General features: G+C 63.0%; 26 protein-coding genes. 14 read left to right on the top strand and 12 right to left on the bottom strand.

The annotated features are described in order from the left end of the window. Positions 1 to 40: 40 nt before the first annotated feature. On the bottom strand, positions 41 to 445 hold the full coding sequence (locus tag RFM41_RS27685) for a cupin domain-containing protein (RefSeq protein ID WP_430691566.1): 405 nt from the start codon (positions 443 to 445) through the stop codon (positions 41 to 43). A 119-nt stretch (positions 446 to 564) separates the two neighbouring features. Between RFM41_RS27685 and RFM41_RS27680 the strand changes: the two genes are divergently transcribed. The 6 genes from RFM41_RS27680 to RFM41_RS27655 all read left to right on the top strand — a co-directional run bounded on the left by RFM41_RS27680 (position 565) and on the right by RFM41_RS27655 (position 5,577). Next, the gene (locus tag RFM41_RS27680) at positions 565 to 1,356 is read left to right on the top strand and encodes an ABC transporter ATP-binding protein (protein WP_320252545.1); all 792 of its coding nucleotides are present in this window, start codon (positions 565 to 567) and stop codon (positions 1,354 to 1,356) included. Next, entirely contained in the window at positions 1,346 to 1,861 is a 516-nt protein-coding gene (locus RFM41_RS27675) for an endonuclease domain-containing protein (protein ID WP_430708739.1), read from the top strand. Before RFM41_RS27680 ends, RFM41_RS27675 begins: the two co-directional genes overlap by 11 nt. Further along, positions 1,861 to 2,739, top strand: coding sequence for an ABC transporter permease (locus RFM41_RS27670; RefSeq protein ID WP_320252546.1), 879 nt, complete (start codon positions 1,861 to 1,863; stop codon positions 2,737 to 2,739). Before RFM41_RS27675 ends, RFM41_RS27670 begins: the two co-directional genes overlap by 1 nt. After that, positions 2,736 to 3,890 (top strand): ABC transporter permease, encoded by a 1,155-nt coding sequence (locus tag RFM41_RS27665; RefSeq protein WP_320252547.1) that lies wholly within the window; start codon positions 2,736 to 2,738, stop codon positions 3,888 to 3,890. The genes RFM41_RS27670 and RFM41_RS27665 overlap by 4 nt, the downstream gene beginning before the upstream one ends. A 39-nt stretch (positions 3,891 to 3,929) precedes the next feature. Further along, positions 3,930 to 4,901 (top strand): ABC transporter substrate-binding protein, encoded by a 972-nt coding sequence (locus tag RFM41_RS27660; RefSeq protein WP_320252548.1) that lies wholly within the window; start codon positions 3,930 to 3,932, stop codon positions 4,899 to 4,901. Positions 4,902 to 5,130: 229 nt separating this feature from the next. Beyond that, the gene (locus RFM41_RS27655) at positions 5,131 to 5,577 is read left to right on the top strand and encodes a CHRD domain-containing protein (protein WP_320252549.1); all 447 of its coding nucleotides are present in this window, start codon (positions 5,131 to 5,133) and stop codon (positions 5,575 to 5,577) included. A 170-nt stretch (positions 5,578 to 5,747) separates the two neighbouring features. On the opposite strand, the gene RFM41_RS27650 is transcribed toward RFM41_RS27655, so the two are convergent. The 3 genes from RFM41_RS27650 to RFM41_RS27640 all read right to left on the bottom strand — a co-directional run bounded on the left by RFM41_RS27650 (position 5,748) and on the right by RFM41_RS27640 (position 9,683). Then, positions 5,748 to 7,397 carry a thiamine pyrophosphate-binding protein gene (locus tag RFM41_RS27650; protein ID WP_320252550.1) on the bottom strand — a complete coding sequence of 550 codons (1,650 nt, stop codon included), beginning with the start codon at positions 7,395 to 7,397 and terminating at the stop codon, positions 5,748 to 5,750. Next, entirely contained in the window at positions 7,394 to 8,566 is a 1,173-nt protein-coding gene (locus tag RFM41_RS27645; protein WP_320252551.1) for a CaiB/BaiF CoA transferase family protein, read from the bottom strand. Before RFM41_RS27645 ends, RFM41_RS27650 begins: the two co-directional genes overlap by 4 nt. Positions 8,567 to 8,750: 184 nt before the next feature. Further along, on the bottom strand, positions 8,751 to 9,683 hold the full coding sequence (locus RFM41_RS27640; RefSeq protein WP_320252552.1) for an alpha/beta fold hydrolase: 933 nt from the start codon (positions 9,681 to 9,683) through the stop codon (positions 8,751 to 8,753). A 354-nt stretch (positions 9,684 to 10,037) separates the two neighbouring features. Between RFM41_RS27640 and RFM41_RS27635 the strand changes: the two genes are divergently transcribed. Next, positions 10,038 to 11,045 carry a ribonuclease T2 family protein gene (locus RFM41_RS27635; RefSeq protein WP_320252553.1) on the top strand — a complete coding sequence of 336 codons (1,008 nt, stop codon included), beginning with the start codon at positions 10,038 to 10,040 and terminating at the stop codon, positions 11,043 to 11,045. 30 nt (positions 11,046 to 11,075) lie between these two features. Here RFM41_RS27635 and RFM41_RS27630 read toward each other — a convergent pair whose 3' ends face one another. Further along, positions 11,076 to 12,353, bottom strand: a complete 1,278-nt coding sequence (locus RFM41_RS27630; protein ID WP_320252554.1) for a GGDEF domain-containing protein — start codon at positions 12,351 to 12,353, stop codon at positions 11,076 to 11,078. Positions 12,354 to 12,612: 259 nt separating this feature from the next. Between RFM41_RS27630 and ettA the strand changes: the two genes are divergently transcribed. After that, positions 12,613 to 14,262 carry an energy-dependent translational throttle protein EttA gene (ettA, locus tag RFM41_RS27625; RefSeq protein WP_320252555.1) on the top strand — a complete coding sequence of 550 codons (1,650 nt, stop codon included), beginning with the start codon at positions 12,613 to 12,615 and terminating at the stop codon, positions 14,260 to 14,262. A 310-nt stretch (positions 14,263 to 14,572) separates the two neighbouring features. Here ettA and RFM41_RS27620 read toward each other — a convergent pair whose 3' ends face one another. Next, a complete protein-coding gene (locus RFM41_RS27620; protein WP_320252556.1) occupies positions 14,573 to 15,349 on the bottom strand; it encodes a DpnI domain-containing protein in 777 nt (258 codons plus the stop codon). A gap of 149 nt (positions 15,350 to 15,498) precedes the next feature. On the opposite strand from RFM41_RS27620, the gene tam reads away from it, so the two are divergent. Beyond that, positions 15,499 to 16,281, top strand: coding sequence for a trans-aconitate 2-methyltransferase (gene tam, locus RFM41_RS27615; protein WP_320252557.1), 783 nt, complete (start codon positions 15,499 to 15,501; stop codon positions 16,279 to 16,281). Positions 16,282 to 16,380: 99 nt separating this feature from the next. Next, a complete protein-coding gene (locus RFM41_RS27610) occupies positions 16,381 to 17,502 on the top strand; it encodes a beta-ketoacyl-ACP synthase III (protein WP_320252558.1) in 1,122 nt (373 codons plus the stop codon). A 16-nt stretch (positions 17,503 to 17,518) separates the two neighbouring features. On the opposite strand, the gene RFM41_RS27605 is transcribed toward RFM41_RS27610, so the two are convergent. Continuing rightward, positions 17,519 to 18,085 (bottom strand): methyltransferase family protein, encoded by a 567-nt coding sequence (locus RFM41_RS27605; RefSeq protein WP_320252559.1) that lies wholly within the window; start codon positions 18,083 to 18,085, stop codon positions 17,519 to 17,521. Positions 18,086 to 18,264: 179 nt separating this feature from the next. Between RFM41_RS27605 and RFM41_RS27600 the strand changes: the two genes are divergently transcribed. Continuing rightward, positions 18,265 to 18,894 carry an MOSC domain-containing protein gene (locus tag RFM41_RS27600; RefSeq protein ID WP_320252560.1) on the top strand — a complete coding sequence of 210 codons (630 nt, stop codon included), beginning with the start codon at positions 18,265 to 18,267 and terminating at the stop codon, positions 18,892 to 18,894. Between the two features lie 38 nt (positions 18,895 to 18,932). Here RFM41_RS27600 and RFM41_RS27595 read toward each other — a convergent pair whose 3' ends face one another. From RFM41_RS27595 to tsaA, 3 genes are all read right to left on the bottom strand, one after another. Continuing rightward, complete coding sequence (locus tag RFM41_RS27595) at positions 18,933 to 19,772, bottom strand: SDR family oxidoreductase (RefSeq protein WP_320252561.1); 840 nt, start codon at positions 19,770 to 19,772, stop codon at positions 18,933 to 18,935. A 314-nt stretch (positions 19,773 to 20,086) separates the two neighbouring features. Then, positions 20,087 to 20,401, bottom strand: coding sequence for a DUF2293 domain-containing protein (locus RFM41_RS27590; RefSeq protein WP_320252562.1), 315 nt, complete (start codon positions 20,399 to 20,401; stop codon positions 20,087 to 20,089). Next, positions 20,398 to 20,904: a tRNA (N6-threonylcarbamoyladenosine(37)-N6)-methyltransferase TrmO gene (gene tsaA, locus RFM41_RS27585; RefSeq protein WP_320252563.1), complete on the bottom strand. Its 507-nt coding sequence runs from the start codon at positions 20,902 to 20,904 to the stop codon at positions 20,398 to 20,400. Before tsaA ends, RFM41_RS27590 begins: the two co-directional genes overlap by 4 nt. 140 nt (positions 20,905 to 21,044) lie before the next feature. On the opposite strand from tsaA, the gene RFM41_RS27580 reads away from it, so the two are divergent. Together RFM41_RS27580 and metF are read left to right on the top strand one after the other, a co-directional pair. Continuing rightward, positions 21,045 to 22,052: an ArsR/SmtB family transcription factor gene (locus tag RFM41_RS27580; protein WP_320252564.1), complete on the top strand. Its 1,008-nt coding sequence runs from the start codon at positions 21,045 to 21,047 to the stop codon at positions 22,050 to 22,052. Then, on the top strand, positions 22,052 to 22,969 hold the full coding sequence (gene metF, locus RFM41_RS27575; protein WP_320252565.1) for a methylenetetrahydrofolate reductase [NAD(P)H]: 918 nt from the start codon (positions 22,052 to 22,054) through the stop codon (positions 22,967 to 22,969). Before RFM41_RS27580 ends, metF begins: the two co-directional genes overlap by 1 nt. A gap of 513 nt (positions 22,970 to 23,482) precedes the next feature. Here metF and RFM41_RS27570 read toward each other — a convergent pair. Continuing rightward, positions 23,483 to 24,403 (bottom strand): DMT family transporter, encoded by a 921-nt coding sequence (locus tag RFM41_RS27570; RefSeq protein ID WP_320252566.1) that lies wholly within the window; start codon positions 24,401 to 24,403, stop codon positions 23,483 to 23,485. A 215-nt stretch (positions 24,404 to 24,618) separates the two neighbouring features. Between RFM41_RS27570 and RFM41_RS27565 the strand changes: the two genes are divergently transcribed. Next, entirely contained in the window at positions 24,619 to 25,839 is a 1,221-nt protein-coding gene (locus RFM41_RS27565; protein WP_320252567.1) for an alanine racemase, read from the top strand. A 21-nt stretch (positions 25,840 to 25,860) separates the two neighbouring features. Here the strand turns inward: RFM41_RS27565 and RFM41_RS27560 are convergent, their stop codons facing one another. Next, positions 25,861 to 26,244, bottom strand: coding sequence for a hypothetical protein (locus RFM41_RS27560; protein ID WP_320252568.1), 384 nt, complete (start codon positions 26,242 to 26,244; stop codon positions 25,861 to 25,863). Between the last annotated feature and the right edge of the window lie 4 nt (positions 26,245 to 26,248).

The raw sequence follows: 26,248 nt of genomic DNA, 5'->3' as shown, positions 1-26,248 counted from the left end.
GCTCCCGGTGCCGATGACGGCGAGAGACTTTTTGCTCCCCCTAGGCGACGAGGCCATCCAGCCCCGGCAGCAGGACGACGCTTTCCTGCTCGTTGGGATCGGTGCGGGCGATGACCGCGGAGGCGGGCGCGCCGCTCAGATTGGCGGGCAGATGCGGCACGCCGGCCGGAATGTAGAAGAGGTCGCCGGCCCTGGTGACGACGTGGTGCTCGAGCCGGTCGCCGTACCAGGTGTGAACCTCACCCGAGAGCACGTAGATGGCCGTCTCGTGGCTTTCATGCATATGGGCCTTGGCGCGGGCGCCGGGCGGCATGGTGAGAAGATGCATGCAGATGCCGGAAGAGCCGACGGTCTCGGCGGCGATGCCGGCGAAATAGCTCAGCCCCTGCTTGCCCTGATAGGTGCTTTCGGGGCGAACGAGATGACAGGTGGGTTTAGGCGACATCGGCAAGGCTCCGGGCGGCGTCGATCGGGTGGGACAGGACGAGTGGAAAGCAACGCTATCATAAAATCAACCGCATTGCGGACAGGGCGGCAGGGGCTGCGAAAGGCAGGCTTCAGCCAATGACCGAACAGCCGCCAGCCGTCGTCTCGGCAAGCAAGCTCGGCCTTACCTTCCAGACCAATGACGGTCCGGTGCAGGCGCTCTCCAATGTCGATCTCACCATCGGCAAGGGCGAATTCGTCTCTTTCATCGGCCCGTCGGGCTGCGGCAAGACCACCTTGCTGCGTGTCATCGCCGATCTGGAGAAGGCGACCTCGGGAACGATCTCCGTCAACGGGATGACGCCGGAGCAGGCGCGCGAGAAGCGCGCCTATGGCTATGTCTTCCAGGCCGCCGCCCTGTTCCCGTGGCGCACGATCGAGCGCAACGTCGCGCTGCCGCTGGAGGTCATGGGCCTCAGCCAGGCCGAACAGGCGGAGCGCATCAAGCGCACGCTGGCGCTGGTCAACCTCTCGGGCTTCGAGAAGAAATATCCCTGGCAGCTTTCCGGCGGCATGCAGCAGCGCGCCTCGATCGCGCGCGCCTTGGCCTTTGATGCGGACCTTCTGTTGATGGACGAGCCGTTCGGCGCGCTGGACGAGATCGTGCGCGACCATCTCAATGAGCAACTCCTCGATCTGTGGGACCGGACCAACAAGACGATCTGTTTCGTCACCCATTCGATCCCGGAGGCGGTCTATCTGTCGACGCGCATCGTGGTGATGTCGCCGCGGCCCGGCCGCGTCACCGACGTCATCGAATCGACGCTGCCGAGGAAGCGGCCGCTCGATATTCGCGAGACGCCGGAATTCCTGGCGATCGCCGCGCGCGTGCGCGACGGCCTGAGGGCAGGGCACAGCTATGATGATTGAGGGGGAAGAACTCCCTCCTCTCCCCACCGGGGAGAGGGTGGCCGGAGCGAAGCGGAGGTCGGGTGAGGGGGCGTCTACGGACCCAACCAAAAGAAAAGTAGGTGCAACGGCCCGAGTCCGTGAACTCCGGATTGATGAGACCGAAGCGGAATACAGGCTTTGGGGCGAACTGAGAGGGCGGCACCTCAACGGCTACAAGTTCGTGAGGCAAGTGCCGCTGGGGCCTTTCTTCGCGGATTTTGTGTGTCGTGAGAAAGCGTTGATTGTCGAAATAGACGGTAGCCAGCACGCGGACTCATCAACCGACGCGGCGAGGACCGCCTGGTTGAACGATCACGGCTACTCTGTGCTTCGATTCTGGAATCAGGAGGTTCTGACCGAGCGCCGCGCGGTGCTGGATACGATTCTAGCGGTGCTCGAGGGGCGGATACACTCACCCTCACCCGGCCTTCGCTTCGCTCCGGCCACCCTCTCCCCGCTGGGGAGAGGAGGAGGGGAGCGCTGATGGACTCTTTCCGCTCCAAGATCGTTCCCGTCACCACCATCCTGGCCGGCGTGGTGGTGCTCTGGTACGTGTTCGCCGTCATCCTCAACGCACCGTTCCAGCGCGATCTCGACACCAGGGGCAATGAAACGCCCGGCACGGTCGAGTTCATCGGCAAGACGCTGTCGCAGCCGAAGCCGACATTGCCGGCGCCGCACCAGGTGGCGGTGAATTTCTTCGAAAACACTTTCCTGCGGTCCGTCACATCGAACCGCAGCCTGGTCTACAACGCCTGGGTAACGCTGTCCTCGACGCTGCTCGGCTTTGCCTTCGGCACGGCGCTCGGCATCGTCATCGCGGTCGGCATCGTGCATGTGGCGACGCTGGACCGTAGCCTGATGCCGTGGATCATCGCTTCCCAGACCATTCCGATCCTGGCGGTGGCGCCGATGATCATCGTGGTGCTGGCGGCGATCGGCATCACCGGCCTGATCCCCAAGGCGCTGATCTCGACCTATCTGTCGTTCTTCCCGGTCGCGGTCGGCATGGTGAAAGGTCTGCGCTCGCCCGAGCTCATGCATCTCGACCTCATGCATACCTATAACGCCAGCGCCTCGCAGACCTTCTGGAAACTGCGCGTGCCGGCCTCGGTGCCGTTCCTGTTCACCTCGATGAAGGTGGCGGTGGCGGCAAGCCTGGTCGGCGCCATCGTCGGCGAGCTGCCGACAGGCGCTGTCGCCGGCATCGGCGCCAAGCTGCTCGCGGGCGCCTATTACAGCCAGACGATCGATATCTGGTCCGCATTGGTCGCCGGTTCCATCGTCGCGGCTCTGCTGGTGATGGTGGTGGGTATCGCGGGACGGCTGGTCGACCGCGCCATGGGTGGGAGGCCGGCATGAATTGGCTGAAGCCATCATGGCAGGCGGCGTTTGCCATCCTTCTTTGCCTCGTGGCCTTCGCGCTCGGCGCAATGACGAAGCCGGAAGCCGCCGCGCTGGCAGAGCCGGCCACGACGCTGGCCTATCCCTATATGGGCGCGAAGGGGCTGATCATCGGGCTGTTGCTTATCGCGGCGCTGGTTTCGTCCGTAAGGCTGACGCCGGTCGCGGAAGCCATCGTGCTGTTCGTCGGCGCGCATGCCGCCGCCTGGCTCTTGATCAAGGGCATAGCCGGTTTCGAGGGCACGGCGCTGGCGCCATATTTCCTGCTGCTTGCCGCGGCCTGGCTGCTTGCCTGGCGCTGCGTCGCCTTGCTCTCCTCGTTGCGTCCGAGCGAGAGCGTCTCAAGGAACGCGCTGCGCCTGATCATCCCGGCGATCTTCGGCGCCTGGATCCTGATCATCTGGGAAGCGGTGACGCGCGGCGCCGGCATCCCCTTCATCCTTCTGCCGCCGCCGAGCGCAATCGGCGCGCGCATCGCCAACTCGCTGCCGATCCTGGGCTCGGATGTGCGGCAAACGATCTTCAAGGCGGTGCTGATCGGCTACATCGTCGGCAATCTCGCCGGCTTTATCGTCGCCATCCTCGCCGACCGCGTGCCGTTCCTGCGGCGCGGTCTGCTGCCGATCGGCAATATGGTCTCGGCGCTGCCGATCATCGGCGTGGCTCCGATCATGGTCATGTGGTTCGGCTTCGACTGGCCTTCCAAGGCCGCGGTGGTCATCATCATGACCTTCTTCCCGATGCTGGTGAACACGGTCGCGGGGCTCGCCGCATCCGGGCATATGGAACGCGACCTGATGCGCACCTATGCGTCGGGCTATTGGCCGACGCTTCTCAAGCTCAGGCTGCCGGCGGCAATGCCGTTCATCTTCAACGCACTGAAGATCAACTCGACGCTGGCGCTGATCGGCGCCATCGTCGCCGAGTTCTTCGGCACGCCCGTGGTCGGCATGGGATTCCGCATCTCGACGGAAGTAGGGCGGATGAACATCGACATGGTGTGGGCCGAAATCGCAGTTGCAGCACTTGCGGGTTCGGTCTTTTATGGCGTGGTGGCTCTCATCGAGAGAGCCGTCACGTTTTGGCATCCCTCTGTCCGAGGTGGATAGGGGCGGTGGGTTTGGGTGCTAACTTCAGAGGGTAATAACATGAAAAGACTGCTGATTTCTGCTTTGGCCGGCGCCATGTCGCTGGCCGCTTTCCAAGCGATGGCCGCCGATAAGGTGACACTGCAGCTGAAATGGGTCACGCAGGCCCAGTTCGCCGGCTACTATGTCGCCAAGGCCAAGGGCTTCTATGACGCCGAAGGCCTCGACGTCGACATCAAGCCGGGCGGCCCCGACATCGCGCCCGAGCAGGTGATCGCCGGCGGCGGCGCCGACGTCATCGTCGACTGGATGGGTGGCGCGCTCGCAGCACGCGACAAGGGCGTGGGGCTCGTCAACATCGCCCAGCCGTTCAAGAAGGCGGGCATGGAACTGGTCTGCCCCAAGGCCGGGCCGATCAAGACCGAAGCCGACTTCAAGGGCCACACGCTCGGCGTCTGGTTCTTCGGCAACGAATATCCGTTCTACGCCTGGATGAACAAGATCGGTCTCAAGACCGATGGCGGCCCGGACGGCGTGACCGTGCTCAAGCAGAGCTTTGACGTGCAGCCGCTGATCCAGAAGCAGGCCGACTGCATCTCGGTGATGACCTACAATGAATACGGTCAGGTGCTGGACGCCGGCTACAAGCCGGAAGACCTTGTCGTGTTCAATTACTCCGCCATGGGCAACGACCTGCTGGAGGACGGGCTCTACACGCTCGAGGACAAGCTCAAGGACCCGGCCTTCGAGGACAAGATGGTGCGCTTCGTGCGCGCCTCGATGAAGGGCTGGAAATACGCCACGGAGAACACCGACGAGGCGGCCGGGATCGTCGTGGACAATGGCGGACAGGACGAGAACCACCAGAAGTTCATGATGAAGGAAGTTGCCAAGCTGATCGACAATGCCGATGGCAAGCTGATCCCGGCCGCTTACGAGCGCACGGCCAAGGCGCTGCTCGACCAGAAGATCATCAGCAAGGAAGCGAGCGGCGCCTACACGACCGCGATCACCGACAAGGCGATCAAGTAAGGTCCGCTCTAACTCTTTGCTGGAGCATGATCTTTTCCGAAAACCGGTTCCCATTTTTCGGAATCATGCTCTGGATGCGGAAGATGGAAAGGGGCGGGCGACCGCCCCTTTTCGTGCTTTTGTGGTAAAATAAACGTGCGCAGGGATACATCGGGCCGCCCAACCGTTGCACTGAGGCATCCGCACGTCGGGGAGCCGCGAAGGATGCTGCAATCAACGGAGGTCCTTCATGCGCATCCTATCCGTGCCGATGCTTTCGGCTCTAGCCGTTTCGACAGCTTTCCTTCTCGCATCGCCGGCCATGGCCGAGACGATGAAATTCAAGGCGACGCTCGACGGCAGCCAGCAGAACCCGCCCGTCACCACCAAGGGCAAGGGTACAGCGACACTCACCTACAACACCACCAGCAAGAAGCTCAGCTGGAACGTCAAATATTCCGGTCTCAGCGGGCCGGCCGTGGCCGCCCATATTCACGGGCCGGCGGATATGGGCGCGAACGCGGATCCGGTCATCCCGTTCAAGACGCTGAAGAGCCCGATCAAGGGGTCGGCGACGTTGACCGATGCGCAGGCGGCCGATCTCGAGGCCGGCAAATATTACGTCAACGTCCATACCGCCAAGAACAAGGACGGCGAGATCCGCGGCCAGATCGAGAAGGCGGGCGGGGCGATGTAGCCCCCGCCAGAATCGCGATCCATTCGGAAGTCGGCGCGAAGGAACTCGGCCTAAAGCGCGTCGCGATCTTTCAGATTCGCTCCATGCGCTTTAGGTTTTGATTTTACGCATGTCTTTATCCCGAAACCGGTTCCCACTTTCGGGAGACATGCTTTAACCCTTGCCGGCGCTCAGTTCTTGTTCCGTATCTGCGTCAGCGTGCGGGTCGGCGTGATCGCTTCGGGATCGAGCTTGATCTCGACAATCGCCGGCTTGCCGCTGGCACGCGCGCGTTCGAAGGCCGGCGCGAAGTCGGCGGTTTTTTCCACCGTCTCGCCATGGCCGCCATAGGCGCGGGCAAGTGCTGCGAAGTCCGGGTTCCTGAGCTCGGTGGCGACGACGCGGCTCGGATATTCCCGCTCCTGATGCATGCGGATCGTGCCGTAGATGCCGTTGTTGACGACGATCACGATGATCGGCAGATCATACTGGACAGCCGTCGCGAACTCCTGGCCGTTCATCAGGAAGCAGCCGTCGCCGGCGAAGGCAACCACGGTGCGGTCCGGGAACAATGATTTGGCGGCGACCGCGGCCGGCGTGCCGTAGCCCATCGAGCCGGACGTGGGCGCTGCCTGCGTGCCGAAGCGGCGGTTGCGGTAGAAGCGGTGCACCCAGGTGGCGTAGTTGCCGGCGCCGTTGGTGAGGATGGCGTCTTCCGGTAGCACTTTTCCAAGATATTCGATGATCGGACCCATCTGGACGGCACCCGGGCCGGTCTGGGGCGGCGTCGACCATTCGAGATAGGCGGCATGCGCCTTTTCGATCTCGGCCGCCCAGGCAGGCCTGGCAGCGGGTTTGCGCCGGGCAAAGGCCTCGACGAAGGCGGCGGGCGAGGCGTTGATGGCTATCGTCGGCCGGTAAACGCGGCCAAGCTCGCCGGCATCGGCATGGACATGCACCAGCGCCTGGTCGGGATAGGGGCTCTTCAACAGCGTGTAGTCGGAAGACGGCATCTCGCCCAGGCGACCGCCGATCAAAAGCACCACGTCGGCCTGCTTGATCTGCGCCGCAAGCTTCGGATTGATGCCGATGCCGACATCGCCGGCGTAGCTCGGATGCAGATGGTCGAACAGCATCTGGCGGCGGAAGGAGCAGCCGACCGGCAGCGACCACGTCTCCGCGATCGCGCGCATATGCGCCACCGCTTCCTCGTTCCAGCGCGTGCCGCCGAGAATGACGAAGGGACGCTTTGCATTGGCGAGCAGCATCTGCAGCGCATCGAGCTCGGCCTCGCCCGGGCGTGTCTCGACCGGCGTGTGCGGCAGCGCTTCCGGAGCCTCGACCTCGCTGATCAGCATGTCTTCCGGCAGCGAGATGACCACCGGGCCGGGCCGGCCGGAAGTCGCGACGGCGAAGGCGCGGGTGACGAATTCGGGGATGCGCGCGGCATCGTCGATCTCGACCACCCATTTGGCGATGTCGCCGAAGAAACGCTTGTAGTCGACCTCCTGGAAGGCCTCGCGCTCCTTGGCGTGGCTGGCGACCTGGCCGATGAACAGGATCATCGGCACCGAATCCTGCATGGCGATATGGATGCCGGCCGAGGCATTGGTGGCGCCGGGACCGCGGGTGACGAAGCAGATGCCGGGCTTGCCGGTCAGCCTTCCCTGGCAGTCGGCCATCATCGCGGCGCCGCCTTCCTGGCGGCAGACGATGGTGCGGATCGAAGAGTCATGCAGCGCGTCGAGCACAGCAAGATAGGATTCGCCCGGAACGCAGAAGATGCGGTCGGTGCCGTTCGCTTCGAGCGCCTCGACGATCAGTTGTCCGCCGGTCTTCATTTCGATCTCTCCAGTTCGGCAAGGATTTCTTGCGTGTGCTCGCCAAGGCGCGGCGAGGGGCGCTCATAGACGAGCGGCGTGCCCGACATCACCATCGGCGCGCGCACCGAGGGCAGGCGGTTGCCATGGCCGTCGTCGAGGTCGAGCCGCATGCCGCGCGCGACGGTCTGCGGATCGTCGAACATCTGGCCGATCGTGTTGATCGGGCTCGCCGGAACGCCAGCCGCTTCCAGCTTCGCAAGCAACGGATCGCGGTCCCAGGTCGCGAGGGTTTCGACGATCGTCTCGCGCAGCTTCACGCGGTTGGCGACCCGGGCAGGGTTGGTGGCGAAATCCGGATTGGCGGGCAGGTCGGCGAGGCCGACCACGGCGCAGAACTTGCCGAACTGCCCGTCATTGCCGACCGCGAGGATGATGTGGCCGTCTCTCACCGGCAGCACCTCGTAAGGGGCGATGTTCATATGCGCATTGCCCATCTGTACGGGCGACTTGCCGGAAACCAGATAGTTGAGGTTCTGGTTGGCGAGCGCCGCGATCTGGCTGTCGAACAGCGCCATGTCGATGTGCTGGCCCTCGCCGGTCATTTCGGCATGGCGGAGTGCCGCCTGGATGGCGATCACCGAATAGAGGCCGGTGAAGAGATCGGAGATGGCGACGCCGGCTTTCTGCGGCTCGCGACCCGGCTCGCCGGTGATCGACATCATGCCGGCCATGGCCTGGATGATGAAATCGTAGCCCGCGCGCGGCGCATAGGGACCGTCCTGGCCGAAGCCGGTGATCGAGCAGTAGACGAGGCGTGGATTGATCGCCTTCAGGCTCTCGTAGTCGAGGCCGTATTTCTTCAGGCCGCCGAGCTTGAAGTTCTCGATCAGCACGTCGGCGTTGGCGACCAGCTTGCGCAGCGTCTCGGCACCTTCGGGCTTGGAAAAGTCGATGGCGATCGAGCGCTTGCCGCGGTTGCAGGAATGGTAATAGGCGGCCGAAAGGTTCTCGCCGTCATGGCTCATGACGAACGGCGGGCCCCATTTGCGGGTGTCGTCGCCGCCATCCGGGCTCTCGACCTTGATGACATCGGCGCCGAGATCGGCGAGCAGCTGCCCGGCCCAGGGGCCGGCCAGGATGCGGGCGAGTTCGATAACGCGGATGCCTTTCAGCGGAGGTTCGGCCATGGATCACCGTAATGGGGTCGAAAGCGCAGCCTCTATCAACAGCAGCCGCCCCTGTCACGGCCCTTGCAGTGGGCCACGCTAAGCAGATATTCGTGGGATGCCCCACGACTATCTGCCTAGATTCCCCGTTTCTCGCAGGTTTTGATCGCAAAACCGTGGGACACTTTTGCGGAACCTGCTTAGATCAGGACTTCAGCACGCCGTCGGCCCAGGCGGCGAAATCATCCATGACGACATCTCGATTGACCTCGTTCAGGCTTTCGTGCCGCGTTTCCGGGTAAACCTTTGAAACCAGATTCGAAAAGCCCATTGCCCGCATGCGCTCTGCCAGGTGATGGACGGCCTTGCCGTAGTCCGACGCGGGGTCCTTCTCGCCGCCGACAAGATTGACGAAGAGGTCGCGCCGGACGCCGGCAAAGCTCTGATCCTTGCCGGCGTGAAGCGCCATGTCGACCACATCGCGCCACATCGAGACCGAAGCATCCCAGCCGCAAAGCGGGTCGGCGATATATTTGTCGACCTCGACCGGATCGCGCGACAGCCAGTCGAAAAGGGTGCGATGATTGGGCACCGCCTTGCCCCAGGCCTGGAAGGTGAGCTTGGGCAGAAGCCGCGACGGCACGTCGGAGCCGAGCCGCATCCGCTCCCAGCCTAGAATGCCAAGCGCCAGTTGACCGAGCCGGCCTTGCGAAAAATTGCCGTTCCAGATCGCGGCGGCATGGACACGCTCGGAGTGGCGCAGGACAAAATTCAGCGCGACCGAGGCGCCGAGCGAATGTCCAAAAGCGATCACAGGCAAGCCCGGATGCTCGGCAGCGATCAGGTCGTGAACGGCGTCGACATCGGCGATCACCTTGGCGATGCCGTCGCTGTCGGCGAATTTGCCAAGCGGGGCGTCGGGCGCCTTCGTCGCGCCATGGCCACGATGGTCATGGGCGTAAACGTGGAATCCGCGCCCGCCCAGGAAATCGGCAAAGCGGTCGTAGCGCGCCGCATGCTCAGCCAGTCCATGATTGATCTGGACGACCGCGCGCGGATTTCCGGCGGCTCGTTTCACATAAAGGTTGAGGTCGGCCCCGGTCGGTGAGGCCAGCCTGGTCTGCTTGTCGAATGGCATTGTCCCGCTCCCCGGAGCCGGATGATTAGGTCGGATCGACCTGAAATCATCCGGCTCTAACCCAAGAGATAGGGCATGATGGTGTCCGAAAACCGCTTCACACTTTTCGGCATCATGCTCTAGTCGACTGTTGGGCGAGGGCTTCGCCGGCGTCAAGTGGATGAGCGCACCTGCCGATATGCAATGCCGACAATCCGTCGGCTCGAACAGGCGTTCAAGGGACTTCCGGACACGCCGATGGAGCGTTGAGCTGGGGATAGTTTTTTCGCGCGGCGAAAAAGATCGCAATTCTGACACGCCGGCTGTTCTAGTGTGACAAATCCAATACGGTTCAATGATCGCCGGGAGAGCGGGATGCGGGTTTGGGCATTGTGGGGTTCGATGGCGCTGGCCCTGGTCGGCGCCGGCGTGGCGCATGCCGACGTGAAGATGAGCGGGACTTTCATGGCCGACAGTGCCTGTCCGGCGACGCAGGCCATCAAGAGCGGCAAGAATCCCGGCAACATCTCGACCGAAGCCGGGAAGAGCTATGAGCTTCTTGCCGGCAACAAGGACGAGCCCACCCATTACCTCATCCAGGTGCCTGGAGCCGATCCGGAGCGGCGCTGGGTGAAGATCAGCTGCGGCCATGTCAGCGGCGGCAGCGCGGCTGTCACCCCAGCGCCTTCCGGTCAGACCAGGCCGTCGTCCGCCTCCGGAAAACCCGAATATGTCTTTGCGCTGAGCTGGCAGCCGGCCTTCTGCGAGACCAAGGCGAGCAAACCCGAATGCAAGGCGCAGAGCCCAAGCGAGTTCGACGCGTCGCATTTCACGCTGCACGGGCTTTGGCCGCAACCGAACGGCAATTTCTATTGCCAGGTGTCGGCAAGCGACAAGGCCAATGACAATCCGGCGCATTGGGGAGACCTGCCGCCGGTCGATCTCGACGCCAACACGCGCGCCGAGCTCAACCAAGTGATGCCGGGCACTGCCTCAAGGCTCGAGCGCCACGAATGGATTAAGCACGGCACCTGCTACGGCAAGAACCAGCAGGAGTATTTCTCGGACGCGCTCAATTTGATGCGCGCGGTGAACGGCTCGGCGGTGCGCGATCTCTTCAACAAGAACATCGGCAAGCAACTGACCTCGGACCAGATCCGCGGCGCCTTCAACGAGGCCTTTGGTGCCGGCGCCGGCGACCGCGTGCGTGTTTCCTGCCTTGTCGACCCGTCGAGCGGCCGACGCATGATCGGCGAGCTCACCCTCGGCCTGTCGGGTCCGATTGGCCCGGACAGCAAGCTTGCCGATCTCTTGATGGCGTCCGCGCCGACTGCCAAAGCCGGTTGTCCGAAGGGCTCGGTCGATCCGATCGGCTTCCAGTAAGCGGCAGGCCCTGGTCAGGCTGATCTTTCGTCAGGCTGATTTGGGGGCCGCCTGCAGGATGATCGCCTCGCTGCCGGGTTCGCCGACCACGCGGTCGCGGCCGCTCAATTTGGCCTTGTAGAGGCGCTGGTCGGCGAGCGCGAAAATGTCGGCGAGGCAGCGCGTCGTCTCGCTGACGGTGGAAACGCCAGCGCTCACCGTGATGTTGAAGCGGCCTGTATGCGCCGAGGTCCTGGCGGCGTTCCTGATGGTCTCGGCAAGCAGCCTGGCGGCTGTGTGCGACTGCTGCGTCAGCACGGCGAATTCCTCGCCGCCGATGCGGAACACCTGATCGTTGCCGGCGACCGACTCGGCGAGCAGCGCAGCCATCGATTTCAGCACCTTGTCGCCCTCGGCATGGCCGAAGCGGTCGTTGATCGACTTGAAGTGGTCGACGTCGACGATGAGCAGGCTGAGCGGCTTGCCGATCCTGATGGCGGCCGAGACCGCGGATTCGCCGTCTGCATCGAAACTGCCGCGATGCAGCAGGCCGGTGAGGCCGTCGCGGCCGACATATTTGATCAGCGCTTCGTAGCGCTCGCGATAGGTGAGGGTGTCGAAAATGTCGGAGAGCCCGCGCGGCACGGCGACATCATTGTCCTCAACCCATTTGAGATAGGCGACGAGCATGCCGCTATAGGCAAGCGCGGCCCCCATCTTGGCGAACCAGCCGCCGAAGAAGACCTCGATCGGCGCGCCGGCAACGAAATGCAGCGCGGTGAAGAAGCCGGCCTGATCGAAGGTGAGCACGCAGGCAACCGATGCGAGGATGCGGGCGAACGGCCTCGCGCGCAGATAGGCGCCGAGCTTCTCGTAGAGCAGGATGATCAGGATGGCGTCGACGAAGAGAAGCGAAGTGCCCCAGACCATCAGCCAGCCCATCTCGTCGATGAAGGCGATGTTGGGCATCCTGCCGTCGGGTAGCGGCGAAACGGCATGCAGCCGCAGGATCAGCACCAGGCCGATCATCAGGGCGTTGCCGAGCAAAAGGCCGTAGATTGGCTGGCGGACGGTGGCCGCATCCTCCTTCATGTAGAGCAAGAGGATCATCACCAGCTTGCCGGAGAAGAGCACGGCGGAGCCCGGCGACACCAGGCCGAACGGCAGGGCGACATAGAAGACGCTGGCGAGATAGGTTTCGAGGAAATGCATGACGCCGAGCGCGCAGATGAACACGCCAAGCCCGATGCGGCGCCGGAAGCGGAAAAGCGTGACCATGGCGCCGAAATAGAGAACCGCTTCGGCAAGGAGCAGGGCACCGTTCAGCACGTCGTCGATCCGATCTTTCCCCGAAACCGCGGCATGGCCGCGATTTCCCAACCTAGCATCGTTTTGAAGGCGAATGGTTAACCGCCTCTTTCGCAAGATCGAGGGCACGAAAAGCTGTGAACGGACTTCGGGGCGAAATCGTCGAATGCGCGCGGATTGGCCGTCGCGTGCCGAAAGCGATTGCCGTTCGGCGCTTCATCGCCTACATAGCGCGCAACCCCCATTCACCTTGACACTTCAGTTTCCAGGGAAAGCGCGCGTGGCTCGCCAGTTCATCTATCACATGTCCGGCCTGTCGAAGGCCTATGGCACCAAGAAGGTGCTCGATAACGTTCACCTGTCCTTCTATCCGGATGCCAAGATCGGCATTCTCGGCCCCAACGGCTCGGGCAAGTCGACCATCCTGCGCATTATGGCCGGGCTCGACAAGGAGTTCCAGGGCGAGGCGTGGCTGGCCGAGGGCGCCACCGTCGGCTACCTCGCGCAGGAGCCGCAGCTCGACAACGCGAAGACCGTGCGCGAGAACGTCATGGACGGCGTCGCCAGGAAGACGGCCATCATCGAGCGCTACAACGAGCTGATGATGAACTATTCCGACGAGACGGCCGACGAGTCGGCCAAGCTCCAGGACGAGATGGATCGCCTGAACCTGTGGGACCTCGAACAGCAGGTCGAGATGGCGATGGACGCATTGCAATGCCCGCCGCCGGATTCCGAGGTGACCAACCTTTCCGGTGGCGAACGCCGCCGCGTGGCGCTCTGCCGGCTGCTGCTCGAGCAGCCCGACCTTCTGCTGCTCGACGAACCGACCAACCATCTCGACGCCGAGACCACGCAGTGGCTGGAAAAGCACCTGCGCGACTATCCGGGCTCGGTGCTGATCATCACCCACGACCGCTACTTCCTCGACAACGTCACCGGCTGGATCCTCGAGCTCGATCGCGGCCGCGGCATCCCTTACGAAGGCAACTACACCAAGTACCTCGACGCCAAGGCCAAGCGCCTGATCCAGGAAGGCCGCGAGGACGACGCGCGCCAGAAGTCGATCTGGCGCGAGCGCGAGTGGATCCAGTCCTCGCCGAAGGCGCGCCAGACCAAGTCGAAGGCGCGCATCAAGGCCTATGAGGAACTGGTCGAGCAGTCGCAGAGCCGCAAGCCGACCGACACGCAGATCGTCATTCCGGCGAGCGAGCGCCTCGGCAATGTCGTCATCGAGGTCGAGGGCCTCAACAAGGGCTTTGGCGACGAGCTTCTGATCGAGGATCTGTCGTTCAAGCTGCCGCCGGGCGGCATCGTCGGCGTCATCGGCCCGAACGGTGCCGGCAAGACGACGCTGTTCAAGATGATCACCGGCCAGGAGACGCCGGATGCCGGCTCGATCCGCAAGGGCGAGACCGTGCGGCTTGGCTATGTCGACCAGAGCCGCGACGCGCTCGACCCGAACAAGACGGTGTGGGAAGAGATCTCCGGCGGCGCCGAAGTCATCAAGCTCGGCAAGCACGAGGTCAACAGCCGCGCCTATTGCTCGTCCTTCAACTTCCGCGGCGGCGACCAGCAGCAAAAGGTCGGCAATCTGTCGGGCGGCCAGCGCAACCGCGTCCACCTGGCCAAGATGCTGAAGGGCGGCGGCAATGTGCTGCTGCTCGACGAGCCGACCAACGACCTCGATACCGAAACGCTCGCCGCGCTGGAAGACGCGCTCGAAGCCTATGCCGGCTGCGCCGTCATCATCAGCCACGACCGCATGTTCCTCGACCGCATGGCCACCCACATGCTCGCCTTCGAGGGCGACGCGCATGTCGAGTGGTTCGAAGGCAATTTCGAGGAATATGAGAAGGACAAGCTGCGCCGCCTCGGCGCCGAAGCGGCGACCCCGCACCGCATGACGCACAAGCGGCTGACGCGGTAGAGCCTTACAAAGCCTCGAACTGCGCAACAAATTGCTTCGCTAGCGTCTCGCTAGCGAAGCGTCCAATCTCTTTGTAGTCTGGGCGGTGTTCTGCACTGTCCGGCGACTTCAGAACGACAAAAGCTCCAGCTTCGACAATAACCTGAAACGTGAGGTCATCGCTCTCTACGGGAGTTGCATGGCGTGCGCCGCAGTACGGGCACTCGTCGTCACACGCGCATGACCATTCGTCGATCCAGTGTTCACCGCATCTATAGCATTCGTAGTGGTTCGCATACCAAGCCATGTCGCGCCTCCGTACGTGGCAGTACTATAGCGGATTGCTTCTGATGCGATAGCGACCACGAGACACGAAATCGAGATATCCGTTGTCTCGAAGGATTTGCAGCTGTTGGCGAATCTTTGGCCGAACATTCCTGTTATGCGGATATAGAGCGCTCAATCTTCCTTCAAAGGCGTAGACCTGCTCGATATTAAATTCCACAGGGCCGATCAGGTCGACGCATTTCATAACTTCGACCAGCCATCCGCGGGCTTCCGCTCCTTTCTCGCGAAGAAAAAGGGTCCTCTGCCATTGCTCTATGACAGATTCCTTTGGGATCGGGATGCTGTTTCGAACGATATAGATTCGGCCCGAATTCGGTATGCGGCTTAGCAGTATGTTGGAGCCGATCCAGCCCGCTCTTCTCGCTGTCTGCGCAAGCGGTTTTCTCTTTTCTATGATGTCTGGAACAAAGAAGTGCTTAGGCACCATACAGACGTTTAATACCGCCATTTTGTTCAAATCATAGTTTAGCAATATCAGGTTTGGGTTGGTTGACGAGGCCAGCCTATCGATTTTGGTGAAATACGCACCATCAGCAACTTTCGCGCCGAACGCTTTCTTCTGGCCTTTCAGCTCGAATTGGTCGCTGCAATGACCGCAGAAAAAATCGGCAACGGGCTGGTTCGCGGAAAACTGGGTCAGTCGCAAACCTGCGCAGTTAGGGCAATAAAGCCACTGAGAAACCCACTGTTCAGTCCATACCCTCGCGCGCTGAGAACCGCTGACGTATTTGGCTTGCGCTTCCTCGAAACCAAATTTCATTCGCAGTCAGACCATCTGGGGACGTCAATATCTGAATCTACCGTTATGGAACTGCGGCGATCAAGAGCCTGATAGCGTTGCAAAAAGTCGATTGCCCTTTTGGCTTTGAGTGATATCAGCATGTGCCCGGGTCAACTACAGATTGGGTTATGATGACACGCGAGGGCAAAGACTGGTCCGCCGCCCAATATCTGAAGTTCGAGGACGAACGCACGCGGCCGGCGCGCGATCTCGTGGCGCAGGTGCCGGTCGATTTCCCGCGGCGCGTCGTCGATATCGGCTGCGGTCCGGGCAACTCGACCGAGTTGCTGGTCGAACGCTGGCCGGATGCGCAGGTCAGCGGCTTCGACACCTCGCCGGACATGATCGAGAAGGCGCGGGCGCGGCTGCCCAATGTCAGCTTCGAGCTGGCGGACGCCGCCGGATGGCAGCCCGAGCATCCCGTCGACGTCATCTTCGCCAATGCCGTCTTCCAGTGGCTGCCGGAGCACCCGGCGGTGTTCCAGCGGCTGATGGGGCTGCTCGCGCCCGGCGGCGCCCTGGCCGTCCAGATGCCGGACAATCTCGGCGAGGCCTCGCACCAGCTGATGCGCGATACGGCGGCGGAAGCGCCGTTTGCAGCCAAGCTCGAGGGCGCCGCGCGTGGCCCGCTGCCGCCGGTGTCGTTCTATTACGATCTTCTGTCGCCGCTCGCCGACCGGCTCGACATCTGGCACACGATCTACAATCACCCGCTGGCCGATGCCGAAGCGATCGTGGAATGGGTCAAGGCGACCGGGCTGAAGCCTTTCCTCGATCCGCTCGACACGGATGAGAAGAAGGTGTTCCTCGACAGCTACACGGCAAAGATCGCCAAGGCCTATCCCAAGACGGCGAACGGCAAGGTGCTGCTGCGCTTCCCGCGGATATTCATCGTCGCCAAGCGGGCGTGACCCGGTGGTTTAAGCTGGCATAAACCGGCTAAATGCGACAAGGGTGGCGCCGGGCTGCTTCGGTGCCCACATCAAGGCCCTGCTCTAGACGGATTGGACATGCATCGCGTCATCATCAGCGGCATCGGCGCCGAAATCCCTGAACCCGTCATCACCAATGAAGAGCTGGTCGCAAGCTTCAACAGCTGGGTCGACACCGAGAATGCGCGCCGCGCCGACACCGGCGAGCCGCTTTTGCAGAAATCGGACAGCGACTTCATCGTGCACGCCTCGGGCGTGAAAAGCCGCCACGTCATCGAGCGCGAGGGCATCCTCGACCCGACCCGCATGTCGCCGCGCATTCCGGCACGGCCGGACGACGCGCTGTCCTTGGAGGCGGAATTCGGCATCGCCTCGGCCAGGAAGGCGCTCGCCCATGCCGGGGTCGACGGGTCGGATATCGACCTGGTGATCTGCTCGGCCTCGCACCATCAGCGGCCCTATCCGGCCATCGCCATCGAGATGCAGCAGGCGCTGGGCACCAAAGGCGCCGGCTTCGACATGGGGCTTGGCTGTTCTTCGGCCGCGGCCGCGCTGCATGTCGCCGTCAACCTTGTCAGGTCGGGGGCGCACAAGCGCATCCTCGTGTCGACGCCTGAGATCATCACCGGCCACCTCAATTTCCGCGACCGGCAGACGCATTTCATCTTCGGCGACGCCTCTGTCGCCATGGTCGTCGAGGGACTGGCGCAAGGCGAAAAGCGGCCGGGGCGTTTCGAGGTGCTCGACACGCGCACCTGGACGCAGATGTCGAACAACATCCGCACCAATCTCGGCTACCATACGCGCACGGCACAGGACGATCCCTACATGATCAACCTGGAAGGCAACCTCATCAAGCAGGTCGGCAACAAGGTGTTCAAGGAAGTCACCGTTGCCGGCCAGAAATTCATCGTCGAGTTCCTGGCCGAGCACGGGTTGACGCCGGGAGGCATCCGCCGCTTCTGGCTGCATCAGGCCAATGCGCGCATGAATGCGATGATCCTGAAACTGTCCTTCGGCCACGACGTCGACCATGACCGCGCGCCGATGGTGCTGGAGCGGCTGGGCAACACCGCCGGCGCCGGCGCGATCGTGGCGCTGTCGGAAAATCATGCCGACATGAAGGCCGGCGATTTCGGCCTGATCTGCGCCTTCGGCGCCGGCTATTCGATCGGCGGCGCGCTGCTCAGGATGTTGTGAAGCATATCCTGCCGCGTCAAGCCGGCGCGAAGGGCACAAGCATCGGCACGCGCCTGGCGTAGTCGTCATAGGCCGGGCCGAGCTCGCCGCGCAGGAAGCTCTCTTCCAGTCTCGCCTTGACGACGACGCCGACAAGCAGCAGGGCGGCGCCGGCAATGCCCCAAACCGTGCCCTTGACGGCCATGGTGGCGAGGACGGACAGCAGCAGTCCGGTGTAGATCGGGTGGCGCACCAGGCGATAGGGGCCGGTATCGATCACGCGATGATCGGCCTTGGCGGTGACATTGGCCGACCACAAGCGGCCAAGATGGAGGCGCGCCCACCAGGCGAAGGTGATGCCGATGGCGATCAGGGCGACGCAAATCCAGGCTTCGGTGAGCGTCGGCATCCAGAGCCGCAGCCGGCCGACATAGCCATGCGCGGGCACGAACATCAGCACTGTGCCGGCCAGCCAAAGGACCCGGTAGCGTGCCTCCGACCTGAGATCCACGCGCTTTTGCGCCGGATCGGCCCAGGCAGAGGCAAGAACCCAGGATACCACCCAGAACAGCCAGAGGGCGGCGACAGCGTGTCCAACCTGCATGATCGAGCCTCCTCCCGATTTGGCGCCATCGTTTATGCCGCCGTCGCGGCGGCAATGCGACGTGGTGCGGCGAGGGTGGCGTTTTTTGGTAATAACGTCGTGATCGCCATCAAGCGGCGTGATCGGATCATCAGCGCTTTCGACTGGACCGCATTCTTCGGCATCTTTAGACCAGCGGCATGCAGGAAACGAACCTGGACCTTTTTCCCGTGGCGGAACCGGTGATCGACATCGTGCCAGGCCGCAAGGTGACGGCAAAGGCCGCGGCGCTCTATGCTGCTCCGCACGATCATTTCGAGACGAGGGCGGTCGCGGAGCTGCGGCTTGGCTTCGACGGTATCGCCGGCGACTTCCATGCGGGCGCAACGCGGCGTTCGGGTGGGCGCGAGCCCTGGTATCCGCGCGGCACCGAGATGCGTAACGAGCGGCAATTGTCGCTTGTCGCGGCGGACGAGCTCGCCATCGTCGCCCAACGCATGGGGCTCGGTGAGATCAAGCCGGAGTGGATCGGCGCCAATCTTGTAGTCGAAGGCGTGCCGCATCTGTCGATGCTGCCGGCCGGCTCGCTGATGTTCTTCAAGGGGGGCGTGACGCTCAAGGTCGACGGCCAGAACAAGCCGTGCCGCGTTGCCGGACAGTCGATCGCGGAGCATGTCGGCGCCGCGGATCTCAATGCCACCGCGCTGCTCTTTCCCAAGGAGGCGAAACGGCTGCGCGGGCTTGTCGCCTGGGTCGAAAAGCCGGGCGTCATTCGGGCCGGCGAGGAGATTTCGGTGCGGGTGCCGGAGCAGTGGATCTATCAGGCATGAGGCCACGCTGTTGAAGCAGCGTGGCCTCGGGCGTTTGATCAGGCTTTGCGGTTCTTGTTGGCGCCCTGTGCCATCACCGAGACATGGTCCCACTTTTCCCAGGTGGCGATGCGGTTGGCATATTCCTGCCTGATCATCGGCAGGCCGCCATCGCCGAAGAAGACCCTGAGCGGCGGCTCGGCGGCATCGACGATCGCCAGCATCGCCGGGCCGGTCGCTTGCGGATCGCCGGCGACGGAACGGCTGCGGCGCTCGGCCATCGCCGCACGGACCGGTTCGTAGGCATCCAACGGCTTGGAGACCCTGGCCGACGGTCCCGCCCAGTCCGTCGAGAAGCCGCCCGGCTCGACAAGGGTGACATGGATGCCGAAACCGGCGACCTCCAGGCTGAGCGACTGGCTGAAGGCTTCCAGCGCCCATTTCGAGGCGTGGTAGAGGCCGATCGAGGCGAAGGCGTTGACGCCGCCGATCGAGGAGATCTGGATGATGTGGCCGGAGCGCTGCGCCCGCATGATGGGCAGCGCGGCTTGCGTCACCCAAAGCGCGCCGAAGACGTTGGTCTCGATCTGGTCGCGCGCTTCCCGCTCGGTGACCTCCTCGACGGCGCCGAAATGGCCGTAGCCTGCATTGTTGATGACGACGTCGAGCCGGCCGAAGCGCTTATGCGCCTCGGCGATCGCGGCATCGACCGCCTTTTTGTCCGTGACGTCGAGCTCAATGGCGGCGACCTTGTCGCCATATTCCTGGACGAGATCGGCGAGCGTGCCGGCATCGCGCGCGGTTGCCGCGACGCGATCGCCGCGGGCAAGCGCGGCCTCGGCCCAGACGCGGCCAAAGCCCTTCGATGATCCGGTGATGAACCAAACCTTATCAGTCATGATCTGTGATCCTTGCCCTTGGAGCAGTGCAGCGCCTGTCATGATCGCCGAGGCGCTCCAAGTCATTGTTTTTGCGTAATTCCGGGCGGAAAACCGCTACGCGCTTTCCCTGGAATTGCTCTGGTGACGATATATTCCGGATATAAGCGGAGGATACTCCGCTTGCTGCATGTACGGCGCTTTCGGCGTTTTTCCAGAGGCACCGCCGGAATTATTTGGAGCGCAGGTCAAGGATAGCAGACCGCGCCCGACCATGCCGGATCGTCATGCTTCCCAGCAGTACGCCTATCAGGCGCCCGGCGATCGCGCCGACCTCACTCGTCCTCGTCGTCTTCCTCGAGCAGCCTTGTCGCGCGCCAACGGGTGAGCATCACATTGGTCTGCTCGATGACGAAGAAGCGCGCCGAATCCCGGTCGTAGCCCTCGGCGAGGAGCTTTTCGTAGTCGGTGTGGGCGTGGCGGATATGGGCGATGGTTGCCAGCCATACCGCGATCGTCGGCGGCAGGGTCTTCATATGCACCGAACCGGCGTCGGCGCGGATCCTTTCCATGTCGGCGTAGGGCGCGAGCGGCAAAAGCGTGGTCAGCGCCTTGGCGATGGCGCGGCGGCGACCCGTGGGGGCGCTCATTTCTCGTCGCGCCCGGCGATGGTCGCTTCGGGGAAGGCATCCGTGGAAGCGTAGTAGGGCTTGATGTCGATGACCGGCGTGCCGTCGAGCACATCGATGGCGTCGATCCCGATCCGGCCGGCATCGATGTCGAGTGCGACAAGCTTCGCCACATGCAGGCCGACAGGGTTCGGCCGGGCAGGGGAGCGCAGCGAGAAAACGCCTTTCGGTTCAGCCGCATGGCGCGGTTTCTGCACAATCAGATTCCGCGGCGCATGATGGAGCCAGGACAGGATGACGACGTGGCTGGCGCGTTCCAGGTTTTGCAATCCCGGGCGATAAGGCTCGTCGATCAGGACCGTCGCGGGCCGCCCGGATTCGCGGGCGGCGCGCATGTTCTTCGGGCACTCCTCGCGAGCCGCCCAGGGCGAGACGATGCGGCCGATGAAGACGACATGGGCGTCCGGCCGCATTTCCGCCGGATCGGCTGCAAGAAGCGTCTCACCTTCGCGCGTCTCAAACATCCTCATCATCCCTCGGAACAACCGTCTGCCCGGCGCGGATCACGGCTGCGCCATTTTCTTGTCCGGAAGCGACATAGCCCTTGCGCGAGTTTCGAAATCGACATAAACATATCTTTATATCTTTCAACGAGAACCCGCTCATGCATGTCTCGCTCGACACAATGGTAGATACATTGAAGGCGGCGGCCGAATCCAGCCGGCTGCGCATCCTGGTGCTGCTTTCGCGCGGCGATTTCACCGTCTCCGACCTCACGGAGATCCTTGGGCAGTCGCAGCCGCGGGTCTCGCGTCATCTGAAGCTTTTGCTCGATGCCGGGCTGATCGGCCGTTACCAGGAAGGGTCCTGGGCCTTCTTCAGGCTGACCGACATCGATAATTCGCGCGATTTCGTGCAGCGTCTGGTGTCGGGTATAAGCGAGGCCGATCCGCAGGTGGTGCGCGATCTCGAGCGGCTGGCGGCGGTGAAGCGCAAGCGTCAGGACCGGGCGGCCGAATATTTCTCCGAGAATGCCGCGAGCTGGGACCACATCCGCTCGCTGCATGTGCCGGACCGCGCGGTGGAGGCGGCACTCATCAAGCTCGTCGGCAAGCGGCCGTTCCAGTCGATGCTCGACCTCGGCACCGGCACGGGCAGGCTGCTCGAAATCTTCGCGCCGCTCTACCGGCGCGGGGTTGGCATCGACATGTCACGCGAGATGCTGAGCGTGGCGCGCGCCAATCTCGACAAGGCCGGCATCGCCAATGCGCAGGTGCGCCAGGGCGATATCTTCTCGCCGCCGGTCGAGCGCAACGCCTTCGATCTCGTCACCATCCATCAGGTGCTGCACTATCTCGACGATCCGGCGCGCGCCATAGCCGAAGCGGCGCGGCTGCTCAGGCCATCGGGCCGGCTGATCGTCGTCGACTTCGCGCCGCATAATCTCGAATTCCTGCGCGACCAGCATGCGCATATGCGGCTGGGCTTCTCCGACCGGCAGATGTCCGACTGGTTCGAGGAGGCCGGCCTCGACCTCGAGGACAGCCAGGAATTCGAGCCGCGCGGCGGCAACGAGGCAAGGCTCACGGTGAAGCTTTGGCTCGGCCGCGACCGTCGCCTTTTGATCGCCGATCCGTCCAACGATTCCTTGCAAGTAAGGGAAACAGCCTGATGAACCAGTTCCGCTTTTCCCGCCGCCCCGACATCGGCGACAAGGTCCGCGTCTCGTTCGAATTCTTCCCGCCCAAGACCGACGAGATGGAAGCGAGGCTCTGGGACACGGTCACAAGGCTGGAGCCGCTCAAGCCGAAATTCGTCTCGGTGACCTATGGCGCCGGCGGCTCGACCCGCGAGCGCACGGCGCGTACTGTCAAGCGCATCCTCAACGAGACGTTGCTGACGCCGGCGGCGCATATGACCTGCGTCGATGCAGCGCGCGATCAGGTCGACACGGTCATCCGCGAGTTCGCCGACATGGGCGTCAAGCGCTTCGTGGCATTGCGCGGCGATCCGGCGGCCGGCGTGGGCACAAGCTATCGCCCGCATCCCGATGGCTATGCCAATGGCGCCGAACTGGTCGGCGCGCTGAAGAGCTTCGGCGATTTCGACATCTCGGTCTCGGCCTATCCGGAAAAGCATCCGGAAAGCCCGGATTTCGCCACCGACATCGACATGCTGAAGCGCAAGGTCGACAATGGCGCGACGCGGGCGATCACCCAGTTCTTCTTCGACAACGACCTTTACGAACGCTATGTTGAGAGGGCGCGCCGCGCTGGCATCTATATCCCGATCGTGCCGGGCATCCTGCCGGTGCATAATTTCACCCAGGTCGCCAATTTCTCGTCGCGCTGCGGCGCGCTGGTGCCGGCCTGGCTGGCCGAACGCTTCGAGGGACTGGAGAACGATCCGCAGACACATGCCCTCGTGGCCTCGGCCGTGGCGGCCGAGCAGGTGCTCGACCTTGTCGAGCGCGGCGTGGGCGACTTCCATTTCTACACGATGAACCGCGCCGATCTCGTCTTCGCCGTCTGCCACATGATCGGCATCCGCTCACATGAGGCGGAGGCTGCCGGTTCGGCCGCTGCATAAGCTAAAGCGCGTCGTGATCTTTCAGATTCGCTCCATGCGCTTCAGGTTTTTGATTTTACGCATGTCTTCATCCCGAAACCGGTTCCCACTTTCGGGAGACATGCTTTAGCGCTGTAACGCGTGAACTAAAGCTAACGGAACTCAGGGTTTGCAATGGAAAAGGCCGGGTAGAAACCCGGCCTTTTCGAACTGTTGGACTATTCTCGGTACTTGATCTTCCTGGCTTTGGCGGGTCAGGGAAGAACACCTATGATAAGGGCACCGATGAATGCGAATGCGGCACAAATCATCAAAGCGTTGATTGGCCTCGTCAGTCCCATGTCATAGCCTCCTCTTCAGAGCTATGGCAGGAGTCTAGGGTCATTTGTGCCACAGGCAAGCGGAAAACGTGCTGCAATGCGACATGAATGTGGAATTCGCGACCTGGAATTTGCCGTTAGCCGTTGAAACTCTTCGGCAAAAGCCGGCTTCGCCGTTGTGAATAAATTGTGGCGGCGGTGTGGCATGACACCGCTACCATTTGCCGAACAATCGCCCGTCGATGGTGATCAGGCCGAGTCCGATCAGCGTCATGCCGCCGATCTCGAACAGCGCCAGCCGCTCGCCGAGGAAGAGGAAGCCGAGCAGAACCGCGCTGACTGGCACGATCAGCGTGACCAGCGAGGCATTGGTGGCGCCGGCCGAGGCGACGAGGTTGAAATAGAGGATATAGGCGAAGGCGGTGGACAGCAGCGCCAGCCCCAGCACCGCGGCCCAGACCGGTGGCGAGGCCGAGAACAAGCCCGTCGGGCCATAGGCAATGAGCACGATCGGGACCATGATGATGGTCGAGGCGGTCAGTTGCCCGGTGGCGATGACCGGCGAGGGCACGCCCTTGAAGCGGCGCGCGATCATCAAGGCTATCGCGTAGGACACAGAGGCGCCGATCAGCGCGAACTTGGCCCAGACAGGGCCGCCGAGGCCGGCAACAAGGCCCGGGCCAATCATTACCGCCGTTCCCGCAACGCCGAGCGCGATGCCGGCCAGCTTGTTCCAGGACAGCTTCTCGTCGGTCGTGAGCGCGTTGGCCAAGACCAGCGTCCAGAACGGCGTCGTCGCATTGAGCACCGAGGCGACGCCGGCGCCGAGCTGCGTCTGGCCGGCGAAGATCAGCGAGAAGGGCACGACGTTGTTGGTGAGCGCCAGCAGGAAGAACAGGCCGGCATGTGGGAAGGCGAGCCGGAACGAGGGGCCGCGTACCGCCAGATAGAGCTGGAGCGCGATCGCGGCGATGGCGACGCGAAACAGCACCAGCGCCAGCGGATGGATTTCCGACACGGCGATGCGGGCAAAGAAGAACGAACCGCCCCAGATCGCGCCGAGCAGGAGAAGCTGCGCCCAATCCTTGAGCGTCATCGGTCCGCGCGTCGGCACGGCGCCGGCTATAGTTGACATGTCCTGTTCCTCCCCCGAGCCGATCGCAACCTCAGCCCGTCAACATCTCACCAACCGATATCGCGTTCGGCGGCAAGGGCCACCCGAAACCTGACTGGTGGTTTAGTGTTGGCGAAAGAGTGCGGCTGGCCGCGTGGGATGGCCAGACACAGAACTGTTTTCTTTGGCGGCTAGCTAGGATTAATTGTGCGCGCTCCAGACCTGAGGATTCGTCCATGCAGCGATTCGAAAATGCCCTTGATGCGGCGCTGGCGCTTCGTCCCGACGATCCGGTCTATTGTTTCCGCCCACAGGTGCTGAAGGCCGATGCCTTGCAGTTCATGGGCATGTTTCCCGGCAAGACCGCCTATGCGGTGAAGACCAATGGCGAGCAGATCGTGCTGAGGACGCTGGTGGAGGCAGGCGTCAGCACCTTCGACGTCGCGTCGCCCGGCGAGTTCGCCGCTGTGCGCGCGGTCTCGGCGGATGCCGAGATGCTCTACATGCACCCGGTCAAGGCGCAATCGGACATCAAGCTGGCGCTGGAGAAATACGGCATCCGGGTGATCTCGGTCGACCATGAGGACGAGATCACCAAGCTGACGCGTGTGGTGCGGGCGCTCGACATCGACCCGGGCGCCATCACCGTCTTCGTGCGCATCCAGACCAAGGGCCATGCGGCTTACGAATTGTCGAAGAAATTCGGCGCCGGGCCGGCCAATGCGGTCGAGCTCGCAGAGCGCCTGAACCGCACCGGCTATAAAGTGGGGCTCTGCTTCCACGTCGGCAGCCAGATCGAGGATCCCGACACCTATGAGCGGGCGCTCGCCTCGGCCGACTGGGTGCGCAACCGCCTGACCTTCGACATTGCCGGGCTCGATGTCGGCGGCGGCTTTCCCGCCGAATACGGCCATGATCCCAACCGCAAGCAGGTCGAGATGCCGTCGCTCGGGCAATTGATGTCGCGGCTGGCCGGCGACCTCAAGGAATACCAGTTCGACCAGATCCCCCTGGTGGCCGAGCCGGGTCGCGTGATCGTGGCGCGCTGCCTGTCGCTCATCGTGCGGGTGCTGTTGCGCAAGGGCAAGCGGCTCTACATCAATGACGGCATCTGGGCGTCGCTGTCGGATTCGTGGACGGGCAAGATCGCGCTGCCGGCCCGCTTCATCCCCGATCCCGCGATCCGCACGCGCAACGGCTATGAGAAAACCATCGTGCCGTTCAAGGTCTGCGGCGCGACCTGCGACTCCGTCGACATCCTGTCCAGGCCATTCTGGCTGCCGGAAACGGTCGACACCGGCGACTGGATCGAGATCGGCCATATCGGCGCCTATTCGCTGTCGCTGAGGACCCGCTTCAACGGCTTCTTCCCCGACACATTCGTCGAAGTGACGACGCCGTTCGACGAAGGCGACGCACCGCAGGGGTTCGCGAGCTTGGAGACGATGGCGGATTAGGAACATACCGGAGACGGCGGACTACCAGCCTATCATCTTCACGAAGGCGTCGAATTTCTCGATGCCGGACGATGCGGGATAGCGCCTGGTGAATTCGGCCGGTTTGAAGGGCTTTGACCTGTAATCGAATTCCCATTCGCGATCGGCGAAGTGATAATCCATTCGCAGGTTTTCGCGGTCGAGTTCGATAGGATTGTTCACGCTCACTACCAGCGTGTGCATCGAGGTGAGGGCGTGGAATCTGCCCTCCGCATATGCGGAACGTATGTGGCGAACCAGGTCAACCATCGACTGCTGATCGAACGCGGCCGCTGTGAGAGAGGTATAAAACGCCTCGATCTCGGCCCACGGCCTTGGCGGCGCGGTAAGCGGGGTGTAGCTGTTCTTTGAGTCGAACCGGCTCACTGAC

The sequence above is a fragment of the Mesorhizobium vachelliae genome, from assembly GCF_033977325.1.
Lineage (GTDB): Bacteria > Pseudomonadota > Alphaproteobacteria > Rhizobiales > Rhizobiaceae > Mesorhizobium > Mesorhizobium vachelliae.
The sequence above is the reverse complement of the archived record's forward strand: the minus strand, read 5'-3'. Positions and strand labels throughout refer to the sequence as shown.

What these genes read in the sequence shown, in the direction of transcription:
- RFM41_RS27685 (WP_430691566.1), bottom strand. Translation starts at nt 445, where the DNA reads ATGTCGCCTAAACCCACCTGTCATCTCGTTCGCCCCGAAAGCACCTAT.
- RFM41_RS27680 (WP_320252545.1), top strand. Translation starts at nt 565, where the DNA reads ATGACCGAACAGCCGCCAGCCGTCGTCTCGGCAAGCAAGCTCGGCCTT.
- RFM41_RS27675 (WP_430708739.1), top strand. Translation starts at nt 1,346, where the DNA reads ATGATGATTGAGGGGGAAGAACTCCCTCCTCTCCCCACCGGGGAGAGG.
- RFM41_RS27670 (WP_320252546.1), top strand. Translation starts at nt 1,861, where the DNA reads ATGGACTCTTTCCGCTCCAAGATCGTTCCCGTCACCACCATCCTGGCC.
- RFM41_RS27665 (WP_320252547.1), top strand. Translation starts at nt 2,736, where the DNA reads ATGAATTGGCTGAAGCCATCATGGCAGGCGGCGTTTGCCATCCTTCTT.
- RFM41_RS27660 (WP_320252548.1), top strand. Translation starts at nt 3,930, where the DNA reads ATGAAAAGACTGCTGATTTCTGCTTTGGCCGGCGCCATGTCGCTGGCC.
- RFM41_RS27655 (WP_320252549.1), top strand. Translation starts at nt 5,131, where the DNA reads ATGCGCATCCTATCCGTGCCGATGCTTTCGGCTCTAGCCGTTTCGACA.
- RFM41_RS27650 (WP_320252550.1), bottom strand. Translation starts at nt 7,397, where the DNA reads ATGAAGACCGGCGGACAACTGATCGTCGAGGCGCTCGAAGCGAACGGC.
- RFM41_RS27645 (WP_320252551.1), bottom strand. Translation starts at nt 8,566, where the DNA reads ATGGCCGAACCTCCGCTGAAAGGCATCCGCGTTATCGAACTCGCCCGC.
- RFM41_RS27640 (WP_320252552.1), bottom strand. Translation starts at nt 9,683, where the DNA reads ATGCCATTCGACAAGCAGACCAGGCTGGCCTCACCGACCGGGGCCGAC.
- RFM41_RS27635 (WP_320252553.1), top strand. Translation starts at nt 10,038, where the DNA reads ATGCGGGTTTGGGCATTGTGGGGTTCGATGGCGCTGGCCCTGGTCGGC.
- RFM41_RS27620 (WP_320252556.1), bottom strand. Translation starts at nt 15,349, where the DNA reads ATGAAATTTGGTTTCGAGGAAGCGCAAGCCAAATACGTCAGCGGTTCT.
- tam (WP_320252557.1), top strand. Translation starts at nt 15,499, where the DNA reads ATGATGACACGCGAGGGCAAAGACTGGTCCGCCGCCCAATATCTGAAG.
- RFM41_RS27610 (WP_320252558.1), top strand. Translation starts at nt 16,381, where the DNA reads ATGCATCGCGTCATCATCAGCGGCATCGGCGCCGAAATCCCTGAACCC.
- RFM41_RS27605 (WP_320252559.1), bottom strand. Translation starts at nt 18,085, where the DNA reads ATGCAGGTTGGACACGCTGTCGCCGCCCTCTGGCTGTTCTGGGTGGTA.
- RFM41_RS27600 (WP_320252560.1), top strand. Translation starts at nt 18,265, where the DNA reads ATGCAGGAAACGAACCTGGACCTTTTTCCCGTGGCGGAACCGGTGATC.
- RFM41_RS27595 (WP_320252561.1), bottom strand. Translation starts at nt 19,772, where the DNA reads ATGACTGATAAGGTTTGGTTCATCACCGGATCATCGAAGGGCTTTGGC.
- RFM41_RS27590 (WP_320252562.1), bottom strand. Translation starts at nt 20,401, where the DNA reads ATGAGCGCCCCCACGGGTCGCCGCCGCGCCATCGCCAAGGCGCTGACC.
- tsaA (WP_320252563.1), bottom strand. Translation starts at nt 20,904, where the DNA reads ATGTTTGAGACGCGCGAAGGTGAGACGCTTCTTGCAGCCGATCCGGCG.
- RFM41_RS27580 (WP_320252564.1), top strand. Translation starts at nt 21,045, where the DNA reads ATGCATGTCTCGCTCGACACAATGGTAGATACATTGAAGGCGGCGGCC.
- metF (WP_320252565.1), top strand. Translation starts at nt 22,052, where the DNA reads ATGAACCAGTTCCGCTTTTCCCGCCGCCCCGACATCGGCGACAAGGTC.
- RFM41_RS27570 (WP_320252566.1), bottom strand. Translation starts at nt 24,403, where the DNA reads ATGTCAACTATAGCCGGCGCCGTGCCGACGCGCGGACCGATGACGCTC.
- RFM41_RS27565 (WP_320252567.1), top strand. Translation starts at nt 24,619, where the DNA reads ATGCAGCGATTCGAAAATGCCCTTGATGCGGCGCTGGCGCTTCGTCCC.